Raw genomic sequence first — 18,541 nt, forward strand, 5'->3', positions numbered from 1 at the left:
GGAGCTTGGCCATACGTCACGGGCGCATTCGGGCGGGCCGCCGCGCTCAGCGGTAGAGGAGGTACTTCCGCCGCGTCCTGCGGAACGCCGCCAGGTCCTCCTGCCACCCGGCGACCACCTCGTCGGTGTCCGCGCCCGCGTCGATCATCGTGCGCACGCGCGTGGAGCCGGTGAGCTTGTCGATCCAGTGGTCCGGGCGCCAGGCGAAACCGCTCCAGACCTGCTTGGCGGTCACGAGCAGGGCGATGCCGGTGCGGACGGGGTCGAAGGCCGCCCGGTCGTGCACATGGAGCTGCACCCCGCCGATCGTCTTCCCCTGGAACTTGGAGAAGGTGGGCGCGAAGTACGCCTCCCTGAACCGCACCCCGGGCAGGGCGAGTTCGTTCGCGGCGGCCGCCCAGCGCCGGTCGACGCCCTCCGCGCCGAGCAGCTCGAACGGCCGGGTGGTGCCGCGCCCCTCCGACAGGTTGGTGCCCTCGAACAGGCACGTCCCCGAGTACACCAGGGCCGTCTCGGGCGTCGGCATGTTCGGGCTCGGCGGCACCCAGGGCAGTCCGGAGGCGTCGTAGAACTCCGAGCGCTTCCAGCCCGACATGGTCACGGTCTCCAGCGGGACCGGCTCGGTCAGGAACTCCCCGTTGAACATCCGCGCCAGCTCGGCGACGGTCATCCCGTGGGCCTGCGCGATCGGCTGACGCCCCACGAACGTGGCGAACTCCTTGTGCAGGACGGGCCCGAGGGCCGCCCGGCCGGTCACCGGGTTGGGCCGGTCCAGCACGACGAACCGCTTGCCCGCGAGCCGGGCCGCCTCCATGCAGTCGTACAGGGTCCAGATGTACGTGTAGAAGCGGGCGCCGACGTCCTGGATGTCGAAGACGACCGTGTCCACGCCGGACGCGGTGAAGATGTCGGCCAGCGGCCGGCCGCTCTTGAGGTACGTGTCGTAGACGGGCAGGCCGGTCGCCGGGTCGTCGTAGCGGCCCTCGGAGCCGCCGGCCTGGGCGGTGCCGCGGAAGCCGTGCTCGGGGCCGAAGACGGCCCGCAGATCCACTCGGGTGTCCGCGTGCATGACGTCGACGATGTGGCGGGCGTCGCGGGTGATGCCGGTGGGGTTGGTGACGATGCCGATGCGCTGACTGCGCAGGGGTTCGTAACCGGACGCGGCGAGGTTCTCGAAGCCGGTTCGCCGGTGACGCCGGGCCTCGGCTGTGGTGGGGGTGAGCGATGCGGCTGCCGCAGTGGTCGCTGTGAGTAAGGTCCGTCTGGAAAGGCGCATGGGGTGGCCTCCGTGATCCGTTCTGTGACGGTTTCGTCGTGGCTGGTCGCGCAGTTCCCCGCGCCCCTTAAGGTGCTGCGCCACCCCCTTCCTTGAAACATACCGACCGGTTAGTCTGGCGCCATTGCTGAGCCGCGTATGAGGAGACCGATGGTGGGAGCCTTTCAGGGGGCCGGGGTCGTTGTCACGGGGGCCGGGGGCGGGATCGGAGCCGCGCTCGCCCGGCGGTTCGCCGCCGAGGGGGCCCGGGTGGTCGTCAACGACCTGGACGCCGAGCGCGCCGAGCGCGTGGCGGACGAGATCGGGGGGATCGCCGTGGCCGGGGACGCCTCGGTGATCGTCGGGGACGCCCGCGACGCGCTCGACGGGACCGTCGACGTCTACTGCGCCAACGCCGGTGTGGCCTTCGAGGGCGGGAGCGCCGACGGGCCGCTGGACGAGACGGCCTGGGCCGCCTCCTGGGACGTGAACGTCATGGCCCATGTCCGGGCGGCCCACGCCCTGCTGCCGGACTGGCTGGAGCGCGGCAGCGGACGGTTCGTGTCCACCGTGTCCGCCGCCGGGCTGCTCACCATGATCGGGGCGGCGCCCTACGCCGTCACCAAGCACGGCGCCCTCGCCTTCGCCGAGTGGCTGTCGCTGACCTACCGGCACCGGGGCGTGAAGGTGCACGCCATCTGCCCGCAGGGCGTGCGCACCGACATGCTGGCCGCGACCGGCAGCGCGGGCGACCTGGTGCTCCAGCCGACCGCGATCGAGCCGGAGGCCGTGGCGGACGCCCTGTTCAAGGGCGTCGAGGAGGGCCGCTTCCTGATCCTTCCGCACCCCGAGGTCGCCGGGTACTACCAGGCCCGGGCCGGTGACCCCGACCGGTGGCTGACCGGCATGAACCGCATCCAGCAGCAGTGGGAGGAGAACCGGTGACCGGGTCCCGTTACGCCGCGAAGCCCTGGCTCGGCCTGCTCAGCGACGCCCAGAAGAGCGCGATCGACCCCGCCGGCTCCCTGGTGCACGCCCTGCGCCGGGTGGCGGCCGAGACGCCGGACGGCGACTTCCTGGCCTACTTCGACGGCCGGCTGACCTACCGCGAGGTCGACGAACTCAGCGACTCCGTCGCCGGGCACCTCGCGGCCCGCGGCCTGGAGCGCGGCGACCGGGTCGCGGTGCTGCTGCAGAACTCCCCGCACTTCGTGCTCGCCGTGCTCGGAGCGTGGAAGGCGGGCGCGGTCGTCGTGCCCGTCAACCCGATGTACAAGTCCGGCGAGGTCGCCCACGTCCTGCGGGACGGCGAGGTCGCCGCGCTGATCTGCTCGGACCGGGCCTGGGAGTCGTACCTGCGCGAAACGGCGGCCGACTCGCCCGTGCGGATCGTGCTCACCGGCTGCGAGCTGGACTTCCAGACGCGGGACGACGCTCGTGTGCTCACCTTCGAGCGGCTGCCGCAGGCGGCGGACGCCGACGACCTGGCGGCGGTGGCGCGGGCCGGGCACCGGGCGCCCGAGGGCCGGGACCCCGACCCGGCCGGCATCGCGCTGATCAGCTACACCTCGGGCACCAGCGGCACGCCCAAGGGCGCCACCAACACGCACGGCAACATCATGTACAACGCCGAACGGCAGCGCACCGGCCTCGGCCTGCCCGAGCGGCCCGTCTACTTCGCGTTGGCGCCGCTGTTCCACATCACCGGCATGGTCTGCCAGTTCGGCGCCTGCCTGAACAGCGGGGGCACGCTCGTGCTGGCCTACCGCTTCGAGGCGGGCGTGGTGCTCGACGCGTTCGCCGAGCACCGGCCGCACTACACCGTCGGCCCGTCCACGGCCTTCATGGCCCTGGCCGCCCACCCCTCCGTCACCCGGGACCACTTCTCCTCCTTCCGGGTGATCTCCTCCGGCGGAGCCCCGCTGCCGCCCGCGCTGGTGGAGAAGTTCCGGGCGGGCTTCGGCCCCTACATCCGCAACGGCTACGGGCTCACCGAGTGCACCGCCCCCTGCGCCTCCGTGCCGCCCGGCCTGGAGGCGCCCGTCGACCCGGTCTCCGGGACCCTCGCCGTGGGCCTGCCCGGCCCCGACACGGTCGTCCGGATCGTCGACGACAACGGCGCCGAGGTGCCCTTCGGCGAGCAGGGCGAGATCGTCGTGCGCGGCCCGCAGGTCGTGCCCGGCTACTGGCGGCGCCCCGACGCCACCGCCGAGACGTTCCCCGGCGCCGAACTGCGCACCGGCGACATCGGCTTCATGGACGAGCAGGGCTGGCTGTACGTCGTCGACCGCAAGAAGGACATGATCAACGCGTCCGGCTTCAAGGTGTGGCCGCGCGAGGTCGAGGACGTCCTCCACACCCACCCGGCGGTGCGCGAGGCCGCCGTCGTGGGCGTGCCCGACGGGTACCGCGGGGAGACCGTCAAGGCGTACATCAGCCTGCGTCCGGACGCCGACACGGACCCGGATGCACTCGCCTCCTACTGCAAGGAGAGACTGGCCGCCTACAAATACCCGCGCCAGGTGGAGATCCTGCCGAACTTGCCGAAGACGGCCAGTGGGAAGATCCTCCGTCGGGAACTGCGTTCCCGGACGCAAGGCAACTGACAGCAGTACGGAAAGGCAGGTGGCGGCAGTGCCCAGGACGACGGACTCGGACGGCACTCCCGTGCCTCAGCGGCTCCTGGCCGCCGCCACCCGGCTCTTCGCCGAGCAGGGGTACGACCGCACCTCGGTGCAGGAGATCGTCGAGGCGGCCGGGGTCACGAAAGGCGCGCTGTACCACTACTTCGGTTCCAAGGACGACCTGCTGCACGAGGTGTACGCGCGCGTGCTGCGCATCCAGCAGGAGAGACTGGACGCCGTCGCGGGCGCCGACGAGCCGGTCGAGAAGCGGTTGCGGGCCGCGGCGGCGGACGTCGTGGTGACGACGATCGACAACCTCGACGACGCGATGATCTTCTGGCGGTCGATGCACCACCTGAGCCCCGAGAAGAACAAGCAGGTGCGCGCGGAACGCCGTCGCTACCACGAGCGCTTCCGCGCGCTGATCGAGGAGGGCCAGCAGACGGGCGTCTTCTCCAAGGCGACCCCGGCGGACCTGGTCGTGGACTACCACTTCGGCTCCGTCCACCACCTGTCCACGTGGTACCGCCCGGACGGCCCACTCAGCCCCCAGGAGGTCGCGAACCACCTGGCCGACCTGCTGCTCCGCGCCCTGCGCCCGTAACACGCCGACCGGGGTTCAGGGGCCCTGCCCCTGAACCCCCGGCCTCACACGTACCGCTTCAGCTCCCGTCGGGCCAGTGACCGCTGGTGCACCTCGTCCGGTCCGTCCGCGATCATCAGCGTCCGCGCCCCCGCGTACAGCTCCGCCAGCGGGAAGTCCTGGCTCACGCCGCCCGCCCCGTGCAGCTGGATCGCCCGGTCGAGGATGTCCACGACCGCCCGGGGCGTCGCGATCTTGATCGCCTGGATCTCGGTGTGCGCCCCGCGATTGCCCACCGTGTCCATCAGCCACGCCGTCTTCAGCACCAGCAGCCGCAGCTGCTCCACCGTCACGCGCGCGTCGGCGATCCAGTTGTGCACCACGCCCTGCTGCGCCAGCGCCTTCCCGAAGGCCGTCCGGGCGACGGCCCGCCGGCACATCAGCTCGATCGCCCGCTCGGCCATGCCGATCAGCCGCATGCAGTGGTGGATCCGCCCGGGCCCGAGCCGCGCCTGCGCGATCGCGAAACCGCCGCCCTCCTCGCCGACCAGGTTCGACACCGGCACGCGCGCGTGGTCGAAGATCACCTCGGCGTGGCCGCCGTGGTAGTGGTCCTCGTAGCCGAACACCCGCATCGCGCGCTTGACCGTGACGCCCGGGGTGTCGCGCGGCACCAGCACCATGGACTGCTGGCGCCGGATGTCCTCGCCGTCCGGGTCGGTCTTGCCCATCACGATGAAGATCTTGCAGTCGGGGTGCATCGCCCCGGAGATGTACCACTTGCGGCCGGTGATGACGTACTCGTCGCCGTCCCGCTCGATGTGGGTGGTGATGTTCGTGGCGTCGGAGGAGGCCACGTCCGGCTCGGTCATCGCGAACGCCGAGCGGATCTCACCGGCCAGCAGCGGCTCCAGCCACTGCTTGCGCTGCTGCTCGTCACCGAACTGGGTGAGCACCTCCATGTTGCCGGTGTCGGGCGCCGCGCAGTTCGTCACCGTCGGCGCCAGCTGCGGCGAGCGGCCCATGATCTCGGCGAGCGGCGCGTACTGCAGGTTGGTGAGCCCGGCGCCGTACTCGGAGTCCGGCAGGAAGAGGTTCCACAGGCCCTGCCTGCGGGCCTCGGCCTTCAGCTCCTCCACCACGGGCACGGTCTCCCACGGCGAGGCCAGCCGCTCGCGCTGCTCGTGCGCGACCGCCTCGGCGGGGTAGACGTACTCGTCCATGAAGGCGAGGAGCTTGGCGCGCAGCTCTTCGGTGCGCGCGTCGAAAGCGAAGTCCATACGGATCAGCCCTCCTGGAGGCCTTCGTTGAGCGTGGTCAGTCCGTGCCGGACGAAGACGGGCACGAGGTCGCCGATGCGGTCGAAGCCGCGCCCGACCGTCTGGCCGAGCGTGTAGCGGTAGTGGATGCCCTCCAGGATCACGGCGAGCTTGAACCAGGCGAAGGCCGTGTACCAGGAGATCGCGGAGACGTCGCGCCCCGAGCGCGCGGCGTACCGCTCGATGAGTTCGGACGGCGCCGGATGCCCGGGCGCCTCGGCGGTGGTGGAGACGGGGGAGTCGGGCATGCCGAGCGGCATGCTGTACATGACCAGCAGGCCGAGGTCGGTGAGCGGGTCGCCCAGCGTCGACATCTCCCAGTCGAGGATCGCCCGGATCGAGTCGTCCTCGCCGATCAGCACGTTGTCGAGCCGGTAGTCGCCGTGCACCACGGCCGGGGCGGGGGAGTCGGGCAGTTCGCGCCCCAGTGCGGCGTGCAGTTCGTCGATGCCGTCCAGGTCCCGGTTGCGGGAGGCGTCCAGCTGCTTGCCCCAGCGCCGCAGCTGCCGGTCCAGGAAGCCCTCGGGCCGGCCGAAGTCCGCCAGACCCACCTCGCCCGGGTCGACCGCGTGCAGTTCCACCAGCGTGTCGACGAGGTTCAGCACCGCGCCCCGGGTCCGCTCCGGGCCGAGCGGGAGAAGCTCGTCGGCCGTGCGGTAGGGCGTGCCCTCGACGAACTCCATGACGTAGAACGGCGCCCCGAGCACCTCCTCGTCCTCGCACAGCAGCACCGGCCTCGGCACCGGCACGGCGGTCGGGTGCAGCGCGCTGATCACCCGGTGCTCGCGCTTCATGTCGTGCGCGGTGGCGAGGACGTGGCCGAGCGGGGGCCGCCGTACGACCCACTGCGAGGTGCCGTCGGAGACCGCGTAGGTGAGGTTCGACCGTCCGCCCTCGATCAGCCGGCCGGACAGCGGGCCGCTCACCAGGCCGGGCCGCTCGCGTTCGAGCAGGCCGCACAGCCGGTCGAGATCGAGTCCGGGCGGATGATCGGGGCTCATGAATCGCTCCTACGGGCAGGTGAACTGTTCCCGACTCATGATGCCGACCGGTCGGTATGTCGTCCAGAGCGGGACCGAAACGTGATCGGAGCCACGATAGGCCGACGGCGTCCGCGGCGGGGCGCCGGGGAGGTTCCGGCCGGTTCGTTCAGGCCATCCGGCTTGCGGGCCGCCCGCCGAGCCGTGAGGGTCGGACGCATGAAGGCGATCAGCTACTCCCGGTACGGCGGACCCGAGGTGCTGGCGTTCGGGGAGGTGCGCGACCCCGTGGTCGGCCCGGACGCGGTGCTGGTGAAGGTGCGGGCGGCGGCCGTGAACCCCGTCGACTGGAAGGCCCGCGAGGGCTACCTCGACGGCATCCTCGCGCCCGTCTTCCCGGTGGTGCCCGGCTGGGACGTCTCGGGCGTCGTCGTGCGGCCCGGCATGGCCGTCTCGGAGTTCGACGTCGGGGACGAGGTCATCGGGTACGTCCGGGAGGACTTCCTCTCCCGCGGCACCTTCGCCGAGTACGTGGCCGCGCCCCTGCGCACCCTCGCGCGCAAGCCGCGCAACCTCACCTGGGAGGAGGCGGCCGGACTGCCCCTGGTCGGGCTCACCGCCTACCAGGTGCTGGTCAAGGTGCTCCAGGTGAAGCGGGGCGAGACCGTCCTGGTGCACGCGGCGGCCGGCGGCGTCGGCTCCGTCGCCGTGCAGCTCGCCGCCCATCTCGGCGCCCGGGTCATCGGTACGGCGAGCGAGCCGAACCACGACTTCGTGCGGGGCCTGGGCGGGGAGCCGGTGACGTACGGGGAGGGCCTGGGGGAGCGGGTGCGGGGGCTGGCGCCCGAGGGCGTGGACGCGGTGTTCGACACGGTCGGCGGGGACGCGCTGAAGGTGTCGGCGAACCTGCTGGCACCCGAGGGCAGGCTGGTCTCCGTCGCCGACGACGACGTCGTGACCTACGGCGGCCGCTACTACTTCGTCCGGCCCGATGCCGAGGACCTCGGCCGGCTGTCCGAGCTGGCGGAGCAGGGCGTGGTGGCCGTGCACGTCGACGAGACGTTCCCGCTGGAGCGGGCGGCGGACGCGCACCGGCTGAACGAGGAGGGCCGCACGCGCGGCAAGATCGTCGTGACGGTGGAGTGGGAGAGCGAGGGCGGCTGATCAGCCGGTGCTCCCCGGAGCGTCCGAGGAGAGTGCTCTAGAGGACGAGTGCCGCCCCGCACACCGCCATCGCCACCGTGCACAGCGCCGCCGCCGCGGCGTGCCGGGGTGCGAACGCGGCGGGGGCGGCGGTGGCCGCCAGCGTGCGGATGCGGCGGTGGGCGGCGCCGAGGAAACCCAGCCACAGGGCGCAGACCAGCGCGCACGCGAGGATCCCGGGCGTCGACGCCCCGCCGTGCAGCGCGGTCTTCACGGCGAGGACGGCGGAGACCGTGCCCGACAGCGTCGTACGCCGCCACGCCAGCCGGGTCCGCTCGGGTTGCAGCCCGGGGTTGCGGTCGGGGTCCCGCTGCCGGGCCGCCGGCGCGCTCACCCTTCCCACCCCACGAGCACCACGACGACCATGGCGACGGCGACGACCGCGACGACCAGGCTCAGCAGCGCCGGGAACCGGGACACCGGCAGGTCCTCGCCCCGGCGCATGGCCCGCTCGCAGCGCACCCAGTGGTTGACCGCCCGCAGCGAACACAGCACGCCCGCGGCGAGCAGCGCGAGCGCCAGCCCGACCCGCCAGCCCCAGCGCAGGTCGGGCAGGAACTGGTCGACGGCGAAGCCACCGCCGATCAGCGCCAGCGCGGTGCGCAGCCAGGCCAGGAAGGTGCGTTCGTTCGCCAGCGAGAACCGGTAGTCGGGCGTCTCGCCGTCCCGCCGGACCTCCGCGGGCACGAACCACAACCGGACGTTCCGCACGAACTCGATCACATGCGCGACCCTACCCGGGGCGAGATCGCCCACCGCGTCAGCCCGTCGAGCGGAACGCCCTGAGCCGCTCGTACGCCGCCAGCCCGTCGGGCACCCACTCCCAGTCGCCCAGGCGCCGCTCCACCTCGTCCTCGGGCAGGAAGTCGTGCCAGGCCACCTCCTCGGCCTGCGGCTGGACGGGCAGCTCGCAGCGCACCTCGTACACCGCCGACCACCAGGTCCGGCCGGTGCCGTCGTCGTAGAGGAATTTGAAGAGATACCGCGGGTCCGGCAGGCCGGTCACGCCCAGTTCCTCCTCGGCCTCGCGCAGGGCCGCCGTGTCGTAGGCCTCGCCCGCGCCGACGACTCCGCCGACGAACATGTCGTACAGGGAGGGGAAGACCAGCTTGGTCGGCGTCCGCCGGTGCACGAAGATCCGGCCCTCGGCGTCCCGGGCCTGGATGAACACACAGCGGTGCCGCAGGCCCCGGGCGTAGGCCTCGCCCCGCGGGGACTGCCCGATGACCTGGTCGTTCTCGTCGACGATGTCGAGGATCTCGTCAGCAGCGCTCATGGCCTCATCCAAGCAGGGGGTGGAGGCCGGGGCGGGGCAGGGGCCGTCGAGTGAGGCGGAGGCCGGGGCCGGGTGCGTCAGGCGAGGCGGAGGCCGGGGCCGGGTGCGTCAGGGTGACGCCGGGCTCGCGGCCACGGAAGAAGGCACGCGCGTCCGCTCCGGCGCCGTCCCCGTCGGCATCGCCGGATGCAGCCCCAGCAGCACGATCCCGGCCACCACGGCCAGGAGCCCACCGGCCTCCCAGGTCAGCGCCACCGCGTCGGTCCGCAGCCGGTCGCCCAGGAAACCGACGCCGCAGATGATCCCGGCGAGCGGCTGCGCCGCGGTCAGGGCGGGCAGCGACTTGCGCAGGGACGCCGTCTCGAAGGCGCTCTGCACGAGGACCAGCCCGGTGACGCCGAGCGCGAGCACGGCGTACGGCTGCCAGCCGGTCAGCAGCCCGGCGATGCCGCCCTCGGTGAACGTCTGCCCGCTCACCCGGGTCAGCGCGTCCTGCACGCCGTACAGCAGCCCGGCGGCCAGTGCCAGCAGCACCGGGCCGGAGCTCAGCCGGGACCGCTTGCCGCGTGCCGTGAGCAGCAGCGCCAGCCCGATCATGACCCCGATGATCAGCCACTGCCGCACCGGATCGGCCGTCGCGGTGCCACCCTGCGGCTGACCGGCCACGATGAACGCCGTCACCCCGCCTGCCAGGAGCAGCAGGCCGGCCCAGCCCTGACGGCCCAGTGGCTGCCGGGACTGCTTGCGGGACAGGGCGAGCGCGAAGAGCAGGTTCGTCGCCAGCAGCGGCTCCACCAGCGACAGCTCGCCCTGTCCCAGCGCGGCCGCGCCCAGGGCCATGCCGACGACCATCAGCGCGATACCGCCGAGCCAGCGCGGCACCTTCACCAGGTCGATCAGCAGGCGGAAGGAGAGGAAGTCGCTCAGCGGGGCCCGCTGGGCCGCGCTCTGCTGCAGGACGAATCCGAAGCCCAGACAGCAGGCGGCGCTCAGGGCGAGCACCAGGACCAGAACCGACACGCGGTGTACCTCGATCGTCAGGTCGGGTTCACGATGGCGTAGGGGCCGACTGTACCGGCCGGCTTCGCCCGGCGCGCCCGTACGTCTTTCCATCGTCAGGGGCGGTGCTCGCCCACGCTATGACGCACGTCACAAAAGGGCGAAACGGATAAATCGGATGCAGGTCGCATGGCCCTCAGTGGCCCCGTTGATCACAAATCCCTCACAAGTAACGGCAGTTGACGCGTGTAACGCGCTGACGGCCCTTGACGGCAACCATTGGCTGGGGGTTGGCTGTGCGTGATCAGTTCATGGCAATGCGCACACCCGCGCCCTCGACCGCCGTGAGCCGAAACACCAGAAGAGCGCGTGAGGAAGTCCCGCGGTGTCCCCACCCCCGCCTCCCCTCGGCCGTGGCCGCAGACGTGCGGCGCAGGCCTTGGACGAGGCCCTCGACGACGCCGACCTCGTGACCGCCCGCGCCGCGCTGGCGCAGGGCCGCTGGCAGAACGCCCGGTCCCTGCTGGTGCGCACCGGGGACGACTGGGACCGCCGCGGCCACCGCGTCACGGTCCTCGCGCGGGAGGCCTACAGCGCCGCCTGGGCCCGCGAGTGGCTGCTCGCCGAACCCGAGGCGGCCGATGCCGCCGTGCTGCTCGCCCTCGCCCAGGTCCGGCGCGCCCTGCACGGCAAGGGCAAGCCGGCGCCCGCCCGTGAGGCCTGCCGGCAGGCCGCCGAACGCGCCCCGGCCGACCCCACTCCCTGGCTCGGCCTGCTGATGCTGGAGTGCGCCGACGGCACCGACCAGGACGTGGTCCGGGCCTTCGAGCAGGTCCGCGCCCGGCACCCCGACCACCACCACGCCCACCACCTGATGGTCGCCCGGCTCGCCGGCCGCCGCACCGAGGCCGGCCCGGACCCGCTGCACGAGGTCTACGACTTCGCCAACTGGGCCGCCGAACAGGCGCCCGCCGACTCCCCGCTCGCGATCCTGCCGGTCATCGCCCACGCCGAGCGCTACCGCGTGCTGGCGGCCACCGGCCACGAACCCGCCGACCCGGCGGTCTCGGGCCACTGGACCGGCCGCCGCGCCCGGCAGGTCATGAAGGCGGCCTTCGACTGGTGGCTGGAGTGGGAGCTGGAGGGCCACCCGCGCCGGCTGATCGACCTGAACTTCCTCGCCCACGCCAAGTTCTGCGAGGGGCGGGGCGCGGAGGCCGCCGCCCTCTTCCACCGGATCGGCCGGTACGCCACCCCGGCGCCCTGGTCGTACCCGGACCGCGACCCGCACACCGCCTTCGCCGCCGCCCGCGCCGGCGCGCTCGGCACGGCCTGACACCCCGGAATCCCACCAGTGAGGACGCTCTCCCGATGACCACGGACAGTTCGAGCCCGAGCACAGCCGCCGCCGGCGGCATCAGCACCTTCAAGGGGCAGGAGCGCGCCCTGCGCGCCGACCGGCTCGGCACCGGCGGGCTGCTGCTCTCCGTCCTCGCCGCGACCGCCCCGCTCATGGTGGTCGCGGGTGTCATGCCCACCACATTCGCGGTGATGGGCATCGTCGGCCAGCCGCTGCTCTTCGTCGTCCTCGGCGTCGTCCTGGTCCTGTTCAGCGTCGGCTACGCCGAGATGAGCCGCCACGTCCACAACGCGGGCGCCTTCTACGCCTACATCTCCCGCGGCCTCGGCGGCACCGCCGGAGCGGGCGCCGCGCTGGTCGCCCTCGTCGCCTACAACGCGCTCCAGATCGGCATCTACGGCATCTTCGGCTTCGAGGTCTCCGGACTCCTCGCCACCTACGCCGACGTGGAGATCGCCTGGTGGATACCGGCGCTCGTGGCCGCGCTCGCCGTCGGCCTGCTGGGCTGGCTCAAGATCGACGTCAACGCCCGCGTGCTCGGCGTGCTGCTGGTCATCGAGGTGCTCCTCGTGGTCATCTTCGACATCGCGGCCCTCGCCGACCCCGGCAAGGAGGGCCTGTCGCTGCACGCCTTCAACCCCGACACCCTCACCGGCGCGGGCGTCGGCACCGCGCTCTGCTTCTGCATCGCCGCGTTCCTCGGCTTCGAGCAGGCCCCCGTGTACGCCGAGGAGACCAGCCGCCCGCACGTCCTGGTGCCGCGCGTGATGTTCTTCGCCGTCGGCGGGGTCGCCGTCTTCTTCGCGCTGAGCAGCTGGGCCCTCACCGTCGCCACCGGCCCCTCCGCCATCGTCGGCACGGCCCAGAAGCAGAGCGCCGGACTGCTGTTCTTCCTCACCGAGTCCCGCCTCGGCGGCACCTTCACGGACGTCCTGCACGTCCTGTTCGTCACCGGCATGTTCGCGGCCCTGCTCAGCTTCCACAACGTCGTCGCCCGGTACGCCTTCGCCATGGGCCGCGAGGGCCTGCTGCCCGCCGCCTTCGGCCGCACCAGCGGCACCAGCGGCGCCCCCGGCACCGGCTCGCTGCTCCAGACCGTCGTCGCCGTGGTGGTCGTGATCGCCTTCGCGGTCGCCGACGACAAGCCGGTCGGCGACCCGACCGCTCCGGTCCTGCACCTGTTCACCTGGTTCGGCAACATCGGCGCCCTCGGCGTGATCGTGCTGATGGCGGCCGCCTCACTGTCGGTCGTCGTCTTCTTCGTCCGCCGCGGCGCCGCCGGCGCCCAGGCCTGGCGGCTGGTCACCTCCGCGCTGGCCGGGATCGCCCTGCTCGTCATCGCCGGCTACACGGTGAAGGACTTCGAGGTGCTGGTCGGCGCCGGCCCGGGCTCCTCGCTGAGCTGGGTGCTGCCCGGCACCATCGGCCTCGCCCTGGTCGCCGGCCTGGTCCTCGGCCTGGTGCTGCGCGCCCGGGCCCCCGAGAAGCACGCCCGCATCGGCCTCGGCAACGAGGCGTTCCAGCTGGAGAAGGCGGCGTCGTCCTGACCCCGCCCGCGTAAGAAGTGGTTACGGAAGTCTGACGAGCACCCGCGATCCCTGTCGTGAAGGGGCCGCGGGTGTTCGAATGAGTCCGTGAACGAGGACGTACATGAGGGTGTGACAGCAGGACCTCCCGCGGAACGGGGCACCCCGGTCGGCCGCCGCGTCTTCCTCGGCACCCTCGCCCTGGGCGCCCTCGGCGTGGTCGCCGCACCCCCGCTGCAACGCGGCCTGGAGGGCTTCCTCGGCAGCGCCGCCGACAAGGACCCGACCGGCCTGACCGGCCTGCTCCCGAACGGCGGCGGCTTCCGCTACTACTCGGTCGCCTCCTCCGTCCCGCGCAAGAACGCCGAGACCTACCGCCTCACGGTCGACGGCCTGGTCGACCACCCCACCACCTACACCCTGGCCGACCTCAAGGCCCTCCCGCAGACCCGCCTGGTCCGCGACGTCCAGTGCGTCACCGGCTGGCGCGTCCCCGACACCCCCTTCGAGGGCGTACGCCTGTCCCGCCTCCTGGACGCGGCCGGGGTCCGCCCCACGGCCAAGGCCATCCGCTTCACCTGCTTCGACGGCACGTACACCGAGAGCCTCACCCTCGCCCAGGCCAGCCGCGCCGACGTCCTGGTCGCCCTGCGCATGCAGGACAAGGACCTCGGCCACTCCCACGGCGGCCCGGTCCGCCTCTACGTGGCGCCCATGTACTTCTACAAGTCCGCCAAGTGGCTCTCCGGCATCACCCTCACCGACGAGGTCCGCCCGGGCTACTGGGAGGAGCGCGGCTACGACGTCGACGCCTGGGTGGGCCGCTCGAACGGACGCGACGATGAGCCTACGAGCTGACACCGCGGTCGCCGTCAGGCGCTTCAGCCGCACCGAGCGCTGGGTGCACCGCACCACGGCCGCACTGATGGGCGTCTGCGTCGTCACGGCGGCCTGCCTCTACGTCCCCCAGCTCGCCGAACTCGTCGGCCGCCGCGCCCTGGTCGTCACGCTGCACACCTGGGCCGGACTCGCCCTGCCCGTCCCCGTCCTGGCGGGCCTGGCCTCCCGCGCCTTCCGCGCCGACCTCGGCCGCCTCAACCGCTTCGGCCCGCACGACCGCACCTGGCTGCGCGCCGCCCTGCACCGCGACGAACGCCCGGCGTCCCGCCCCGCCGGCAAGTTCAACGCGGGCCAGAAGATCTACGCGGCCTGGATCGCCGGCGCCACCCTCGTCATGCTCGGCACCGGCCTGATGATGTGGTTCACCCACCTCACGCCCCTGCTCTGGCGCACCAGCGCGACCTTCGTCCACGACTGGCTGGCCCTCACGATCGGCATGGTCCTGGCCGGCCACATCGGCATGGCGCTGGCGGACCCGGAGGCGAGAAGGGGCATGCGCACGGGCTGCGTGAGCAAAGAGTGGGCGGACCGGGAGCACCCTTTGTGGCGCGAGTAGTTCTTCGCCTCAGGGGCGCGGGGAACTGCGCGAACAACCCCAACGCACCCGCGGACGCACGACTACGGAGGACTCACGGCGCCGAGGCGAAATCCAACAGCACCTTGCAGGCCCGACTCCGATCACCGGCCAGCACAAACGCGGCCTCGGCCTCCCCCACGGGAACCACCGCACTGATCAGCCCGTCGAACCCCGGCTCAGCCGCCAGCAGGCCCAACGCCTCGTCGAACTCACCGTCGAAGCGAAACGCCCCGCGCAGCTCGATCTCCCGGCTCACCAGCAGGTTCCCCGCGAACGGACTGTGCCCCGCCGGCAACATCCCCAGCTGCACGACGACCCCGCCCCGCCGCACCCGCCGCAGGCACGCGTCCAGCCCCGCGGCCACCCCGGACGCCTCGATCGCGACATCCACCTCGGCCGGCCACCCGGGGTCGTCGGGATCATCGGCCCGTACGAGCGCCCCGGCCCCGGCGATCCGCCCGTACTCCAGCGCCTCGGGCAGCAGATCCGTGACGGTCACCCGCGAAGCCCCCGCCGCCCTCGCCGCCGCGACCACCAGGCACCCGATGGGCCCGGCCCCGGTCACCAGCACCTGCCGCCCGGCCACGTCCCCGGCCCGCCGCACCGCGTGCAGCGCGACGGCCAGCGGCTCGGCCAGCGCGGCCCGCCGCAGCCCGAGCCCTTCGGGGAGGGCCCGCAGCTGCTCGCAGTCCACGACCACCCGCGCCGCGAACCCGCCCTGCACATGCGGGAAGCGCGCCGCACTGCCCAGGTACCGCGTGTCCCGGCAGACGTTCCGCCGCCCGTCCGCGCACTCCGGGCACACCCCGCACGGCGTCGCCGGATGCACGGCGACGGCCGTACCCGGCGCCGGACCCGACGCGCCGGCCCCGTACTCCAGGATGGTCCCCACGACCTCGTGCCCGAGGACCATCGGCTCGCGCAGCCGGAAGTCACCGACCCCGCCGTGCCGCCAGTAGTGCAGATCGGACCCGCACACCCCGCCGTACCGGACGGCGACCAGCGCCTGCCCCGGCCCGGGCTCCGGCACCGGCAACTCCGCCACCCGCAGGTCGCCCTGACCGTGGATCACACAACCCAGCATCACAGCCTCCCGGCAGGTGGTCACAGCACGCTCGTCATACCGCCGTCGACGTACAGCACCTGCCCGCCGACGAAGTCCGCGGCGGGCGAGGCCAGGAACAGCAGCCCGCCCACCAGGTCCTGCGTCCGCCCCCAGCGCCCGGCCGGCGTGCGCCGCCGCACCCAGGCGCTGAACTCCTCGTCCTCCACCAGCGGCCGGGTCAGCTCCGTCTCGATGTAGCCCGGGCCGAGCCCGTTGACCTGCACCCCGTACGGCCCCCAGTCGGCACACATACCCTTGGTGAGCATCTTCAGCGCGCCCTTGGTGGCGGCGTACGGCGCGATCCCGGGCCGCACCACCTCGCTCTGCAGCGAGCAGATGTTGATGATCTTGCCGTGGCCGCGTTCCGTCATCCGGCGCGCGGCCTCCCGGCCGACCAGGAAGGCGCTGGTCAGATTGGTGTCCAGGATCCGGTGCCAGTCGGCGTCGGTGAACTCCAGCAGGGGAGCGCGCAGTTGCATGCCCGCGTTGTTGACGAGGATGTCGAGCGGGCCCACCCGCTCCTCGACCTCGGCGACCCCCGAGGCCACCGAGGATCCGTCGGTCACGTCGAACGCGGCCGTGTGCACCCGGTCACCGGGCAGCCCGGCGGCGGCCTCGGCCAGCCGGTCCTGGTCGCGTCCGTTGAGGACGACCGTGCAGCCGGCCTCCGCCAGACCCCGGGCCAGGGCCAGCCCGATGCCCCGGCTGGAGCCGGTCACCAGGGCCGTCCGGCCGCTGATGTCGAAGAGGGGGTGAGCCGTCATCGCCGCAGCGCTCCTAGATCACGAGGGACAACAGAAGGACGATGCCGCCCGCGACCACGGAGATGATGCACTCCATGACCGACCAGGTCTTCAGGTTCTGGCCGACGCTGAGTCCGAAGTACTCCTTGACCAGCCAGAACCCGGCGTCGTTGACATGGCTCAGGAAGAGCGAGCCGGCGCCGATGGCGAGGACCAGCAGGGCGGTGTGCGTGGTCGACATGTCGGCCGCGAGCGGGGCGACCAGACCGGCGGCCGAGACCGTCGCCACCGTCGCCGAACCGGTCGCCAGCCGGATCGCCACCGCGATCAGCCAGGCCAGCAGCAGCGCCGGGATCGACCAGTCCTCGGAGATCTCCAGGACCATCTGCCCCACGCCGGAGTCGATCAGCGTCTGCTTGAAGCCGCCGCCCGCGCCGACGATCAGCAGGATGCCCGCGATCGGCCCGAGGCTCTTCTCGACCAGCGGCGAGATCCGCTCCTTGGAGAACCCGGCGGGCCGCAGCAGCGTGAAGATGCCGACCAGCACCGAGGCGAGCAGCGCGATCATCGGGGCGCCGATGACGTCGAAGACCCGCTGGACCAGGTTCTCCGGGTCGTCCACGACGATGTCCACGAGCGCCTTGGCCAGCATCAGGATCACCGGCAGCAGGACCGTGAACAGCGTGGCGCCGAAGCCGGGGCGCTTGTCCAGCTCCTCGGAGGCGCGCTGCGGGATCATCTTGTCGGGGGCGGGGACGTCCACCCAGCGGGCCGCGTACTTCGAGAACAGCGGACCGGCGATGATCACGGTGGGTATGGCGACGAGGACGCCGAGCGCAAGCGTCACGCCCAGGTCGGCCTTGACCGCGTCGATAGCGACCAGCGGACCGGGGTGCGGCGGCACCAGGCCGTGCATCACGGACAGGCCCGCGAGCGCCGGGATGCCGATGCGCATCAGCGAGTAGTTGCCGCGCTTGGCGACCATCAGCACCACCGGGATCAGCAGCACGATGCCGACCTCGAAGAACAGCGGCAGCCCGATCACGGAGGCGATGAGCACCATCGCCCACGGCATGGACCGCCCGCCGGCCTTCGCGAGGATGGTGTCGACGATCTGGTCGGCGCCGCCGGAGTCGGCGAGCATCTTGCCGAGGATCGCACCGAGGGCGATCAGCACACCGACGCCGGCGACCGTGGAGCCGAGGCCGGTGCTGAAGCTGGTGAGGACCTTGTCCAGCGGCGCCCCGGCGATCGCGCCGAGCGCCAGCGACCCGATGGTCAGCGCCAGGAAGGCGTGCAGCTTGAACTTGGTGATGAGCAGGACGATGACGGCGATGCCCGCCAGGACGGCGATGCCCAGCTGAGCGTGGCCGGCCGAGGTGATCGGCTCGGGTGCGTCCGCTGCCAGCATCTCGACGCTGAGTCTGGTCACGGTTGGTTCCCTTGTGTTGAGGGGGAGTCGGGGGAGGGGGAGGCCGGAAAGGGCTACCGGATCGGCTCGGGGAGCTAGTGGATCGGCTCGGGGAGCGAGCTGAGGGCGTGCACCGCCCGCTCGGTGATCTCCTCCGGGCTGCCCGAGACGTCCACGGCGACCCCCGCCTCGTCCGCCTGGAGCGGCTGGAGCGTGGCGAACTGGGAGTCGAGCAGTGCCGCGGAGAAGAAGTGCCCCTGCCGGTGCGACATCCGGTCCTCGATCAGCGCGCGGTCGCCCGTGAGGTGCACGAAGACCACGCCGGGCGCGGCGGACCGCAGCCGGTCGCGGTACGACCGCTTCAGCGCCGAGCAGCTGACCACCCCGCCGAGCCCGGCCCGCCCGTGCGCCCAGTCGCCGATGGCGTCCAGCCAGGGCCACCGGTCCTCGTCGGTGAGCGGCGTCCCGGCCGACATCTTGGCGATGTTGGCCGGCGGGTGGAAGTCGTCGGCCTCGGCGTACGGAACGCCGAGCCGGGCCGCGAGCAGGGGACCGATGGTGGTCTTGCCGGTGCCCGCGACGCCCATGACCACGACGACGTGGGGGGTGTTCATCGCTGCCTCACTGTCTGCTGTCTTCGTCGACACGTGATGTCGACGCAACTGAAACCCATTAGGTAC

General features: G+C 72.4%; 19 protein-coding genes. 8 read left to right on the top strand and 11 right to left on the bottom strand.

Features of this window, described 5'->3' with window-relative positions:
• Positions 1-46: 46 nt before the first annotated feature.
• Positions 47-1,276, bottom strand: coding sequence for a DUF1343 domain-containing protein (locus ABZ386_RS21640; RefSeq protein WP_356617485.1), 1,230 nt, complete (start codon positions 1,274-1,276; stop codon positions 47-49).
• 150 nt (positions 1,277-1,426) lie between these two features.
• Between ABZ386_RS21640 and ABZ386_RS21645 the strand changes: the two genes are divergently transcribed.
• The 3 genes from ABZ386_RS21645 to ABZ386_RS21655 are packed head-to-tail and all read left to right on the top strand — an operon-like array spanning position 1,427 to position 4,483.
• Positions 1,427-2,200, top strand: a complete 774-nt coding sequence (locus ABZ386_RS21645; RefSeq protein WP_358965578.1) for an SDR family NAD(P)-dependent oxidoreductase — start codon at positions 1,427-1,429, stop codon at positions 2,198-2,200.
• Positions 2,197-3,861, top strand: a complete 1,665-nt coding sequence (locus ABZ386_RS21650; protein ID WP_358965579.1) for an AMP-binding protein — start codon at positions 2,197-2,199, stop codon at positions 3,859-3,861. The genes ABZ386_RS21645 and ABZ386_RS21650 overlap by 4 nt, the downstream gene beginning before the upstream one ends.
• Positions 3,862-3,889: 28 nt before the next feature.
• Positions 3,890-4,483 carry a TetR/AcrR family transcriptional regulator gene (locus tag ABZ386_RS21655; RefSeq protein WP_351342808.1) on the top strand — a complete coding sequence of 198 codons (594 nt, stop codon included), beginning with the start codon at positions 3,890-3,892 and terminating at the stop codon, positions 4,481-4,483.
• Between the two features lie 44 nt (positions 4,484-4,527).
• Here ABZ386_RS21655 and ABZ386_RS21660 read toward each other — a convergent pair whose 3' ends face one another.
• Positions 4,528-5,742, bottom strand: coding sequence for an acyl-CoA dehydrogenase (locus ABZ386_RS21660; RefSeq protein ID WP_351342806.1), 1,215 nt, complete (start codon positions 5,740-5,742; stop codon positions 4,528-4,530).
• A gap of 5 nt (positions 5,743-5,747) precedes the next feature.
• Complete coding sequence (locus ABZ386_RS21665; RefSeq protein WP_358965581.1) at positions 5,748-6,782, bottom strand: phosphotransferase family protein; 1,035 nt, start codon at positions 6,780-6,782, stop codon at positions 5,748-5,750.
• Positions 6,783-6,980: 198 nt separating this feature from the next.
• Between ABZ386_RS21665 and ABZ386_RS21670 the strand changes: the two genes are divergently transcribed.
• Complete coding sequence (locus ABZ386_RS21670) at positions 6,981-7,925, top strand: NADP-dependent oxidoreductase (protein ID WP_356502287.1); 945 nt, start codon at positions 6,981-6,983, stop codon at positions 7,923-7,925.
• 37 nt (positions 7,926-7,962) lie between these two features.
• On the opposite strand, the gene ABZ386_RS21675 is transcribed toward ABZ386_RS21670, so the two are convergent.
• The 4 genes from ABZ386_RS21675 to ABZ386_RS21690 form a co-directional block, all read right to left on the bottom strand.
• Complete coding sequence (locus tag ABZ386_RS21675; RefSeq protein WP_358965583.1) at positions 7,963-8,298, bottom strand: DUF202 domain-containing protein; 336 nt, start codon at positions 8,296-8,298, stop codon at positions 7,963-7,965.
• Positions 8,295-8,687, bottom strand: coding sequence for a DUF202 domain-containing protein (locus ABZ386_RS21680; RefSeq protein WP_031114549.1), 393 nt, complete (start codon positions 8,685-8,687; stop codon positions 8,295-8,297). Before ABZ386_RS21680 ends, ABZ386_RS21675 begins: the two co-directional genes overlap by 4 nt.
• 37 nt (positions 8,688-8,724) lie before the next feature.
• Positions 8,725-9,240, bottom strand: a complete 516-nt coding sequence (locus tag ABZ386_RS21685) for an NUDIX domain-containing protein (protein WP_351342797.1) — start codon at positions 9,238-9,240, stop codon at positions 8,725-8,727.
• A 108-nt stretch (positions 9,241-9,348) separates the two neighbouring features.
• Positions 9,349-10,260, bottom strand: a complete 912-nt coding sequence (locus ABZ386_RS21690) for a DMT family transporter (RefSeq protein ID WP_356502285.1) — start codon at positions 10,258-10,260, stop codon at positions 9,349-9,351.
• A gap of 364 nt (positions 10,261-10,624) precedes the next feature.
• Between ABZ386_RS21690 and ABZ386_RS21695 the strand changes: the two genes are divergently transcribed.
• The 4 genes from ABZ386_RS21695 to ABZ386_RS21710 all read left to right on the top strand — a co-directional run bounded on the left by ABZ386_RS21695 (position 10,625) and on the right by ABZ386_RS21710 (position 14,581).
• The gene (locus ABZ386_RS21695) at positions 10,625-11,575 is read left to right on the top strand and encodes a hypothetical protein (RefSeq protein ID WP_356502283.1); all 951 of its coding nucleotides are present in this window, start codon (positions 10,625-10,627) and stop codon (positions 11,573-11,575) included.
• A gap of 35 nt (positions 11,576-11,610) precedes the next feature.
• The gene (locus ABZ386_RS21700) at positions 11,611-13,146 is read left to right on the top strand and encodes an APC family permease (protein ID WP_356502281.1); all 1,536 of its coding nucleotides are present in this window, start codon (positions 11,611-11,613) and stop codon (positions 13,144-13,146) included.
• Positions 13,147-13,257: 111 nt separating this feature from the next.
• A complete protein-coding gene (locus ABZ386_RS21705; RefSeq protein ID WP_358965584.1) occupies positions 13,258-13,983 on the top strand; it encodes a molybdopterin-dependent oxidoreductase in 726 nt (241 codons plus the stop codon).
• Positions 13,967-14,581, top strand: a complete 615-nt coding sequence (locus ABZ386_RS21710; RefSeq protein ID WP_356671452.1) for a cytochrome b/b6 domain-containing protein — start codon at positions 13,967-13,969, stop codon at positions 14,579-14,581. The genes ABZ386_RS21705 and ABZ386_RS21710 overlap by 17 nt, the downstream gene beginning before the upstream one ends.
• A 73-nt stretch (positions 14,582-14,654) precedes the next feature.
• On the opposite strand, the gene ABZ386_RS21715 is transcribed toward ABZ386_RS21710, so the two are convergent.
• The 4 genes from ABZ386_RS21715 to ABZ386_RS21730 all read right to left on the bottom strand — a co-directional run bounded on the left by ABZ386_RS21715 (position 14,655) and on the right by ABZ386_RS21730 (position 18,475).
• Positions 14,655-15,686, bottom strand: a complete 1,032-nt coding sequence (locus ABZ386_RS21715) for an L-idonate 5-dehydrogenase (protein ID WP_355713628.1) — start codon at positions 15,684-15,686, stop codon at positions 14,655-14,657.
• 20 nt (positions 15,687-15,706) lie between these two features.
• Positions 15,707-16,471: an SDR family oxidoreductase gene (locus tag ABZ386_RS21720; protein ID WP_351342783.1), complete on the bottom strand. Its 765-nt coding sequence runs from the start codon at positions 16,469-16,471 to the stop codon at positions 15,707-15,709.
• A 13-nt stretch (positions 16,472-16,484) separates the two neighbouring features.
• Positions 16,485-17,882 (bottom strand): gluconate:H+ symporter, encoded by a 1,398-nt coding sequence (locus ABZ386_RS21725; RefSeq protein WP_358965587.1) that lies wholly within the window; start codon positions 17,880-17,882, stop codon positions 16,485-16,487.
• 74 nt (positions 17,883-17,956) lie between these two features.
• Positions 17,957-18,475 carry a gluconokinase gene (locus tag ABZ386_RS21730; protein ID WP_356617480.1) on the bottom strand — a complete coding sequence of 173 codons (519 nt, stop codon included), beginning with the start codon at positions 18,473-18,475 and terminating at the stop codon, positions 17,957-17,959.
• Between the last annotated feature and the right edge of the window lie 66 nt (positions 18,476-18,541).

Origin of the sequence: Streptomyces sp. NPDC006140 (assembly GCF_040628815.1) — a bacterium.
Taxonomy (GTDB): domain Bacteria; phylum Actinomycetota; class Actinomycetes; order Streptomycetales; family Streptomycetaceae; genus Streptomyces.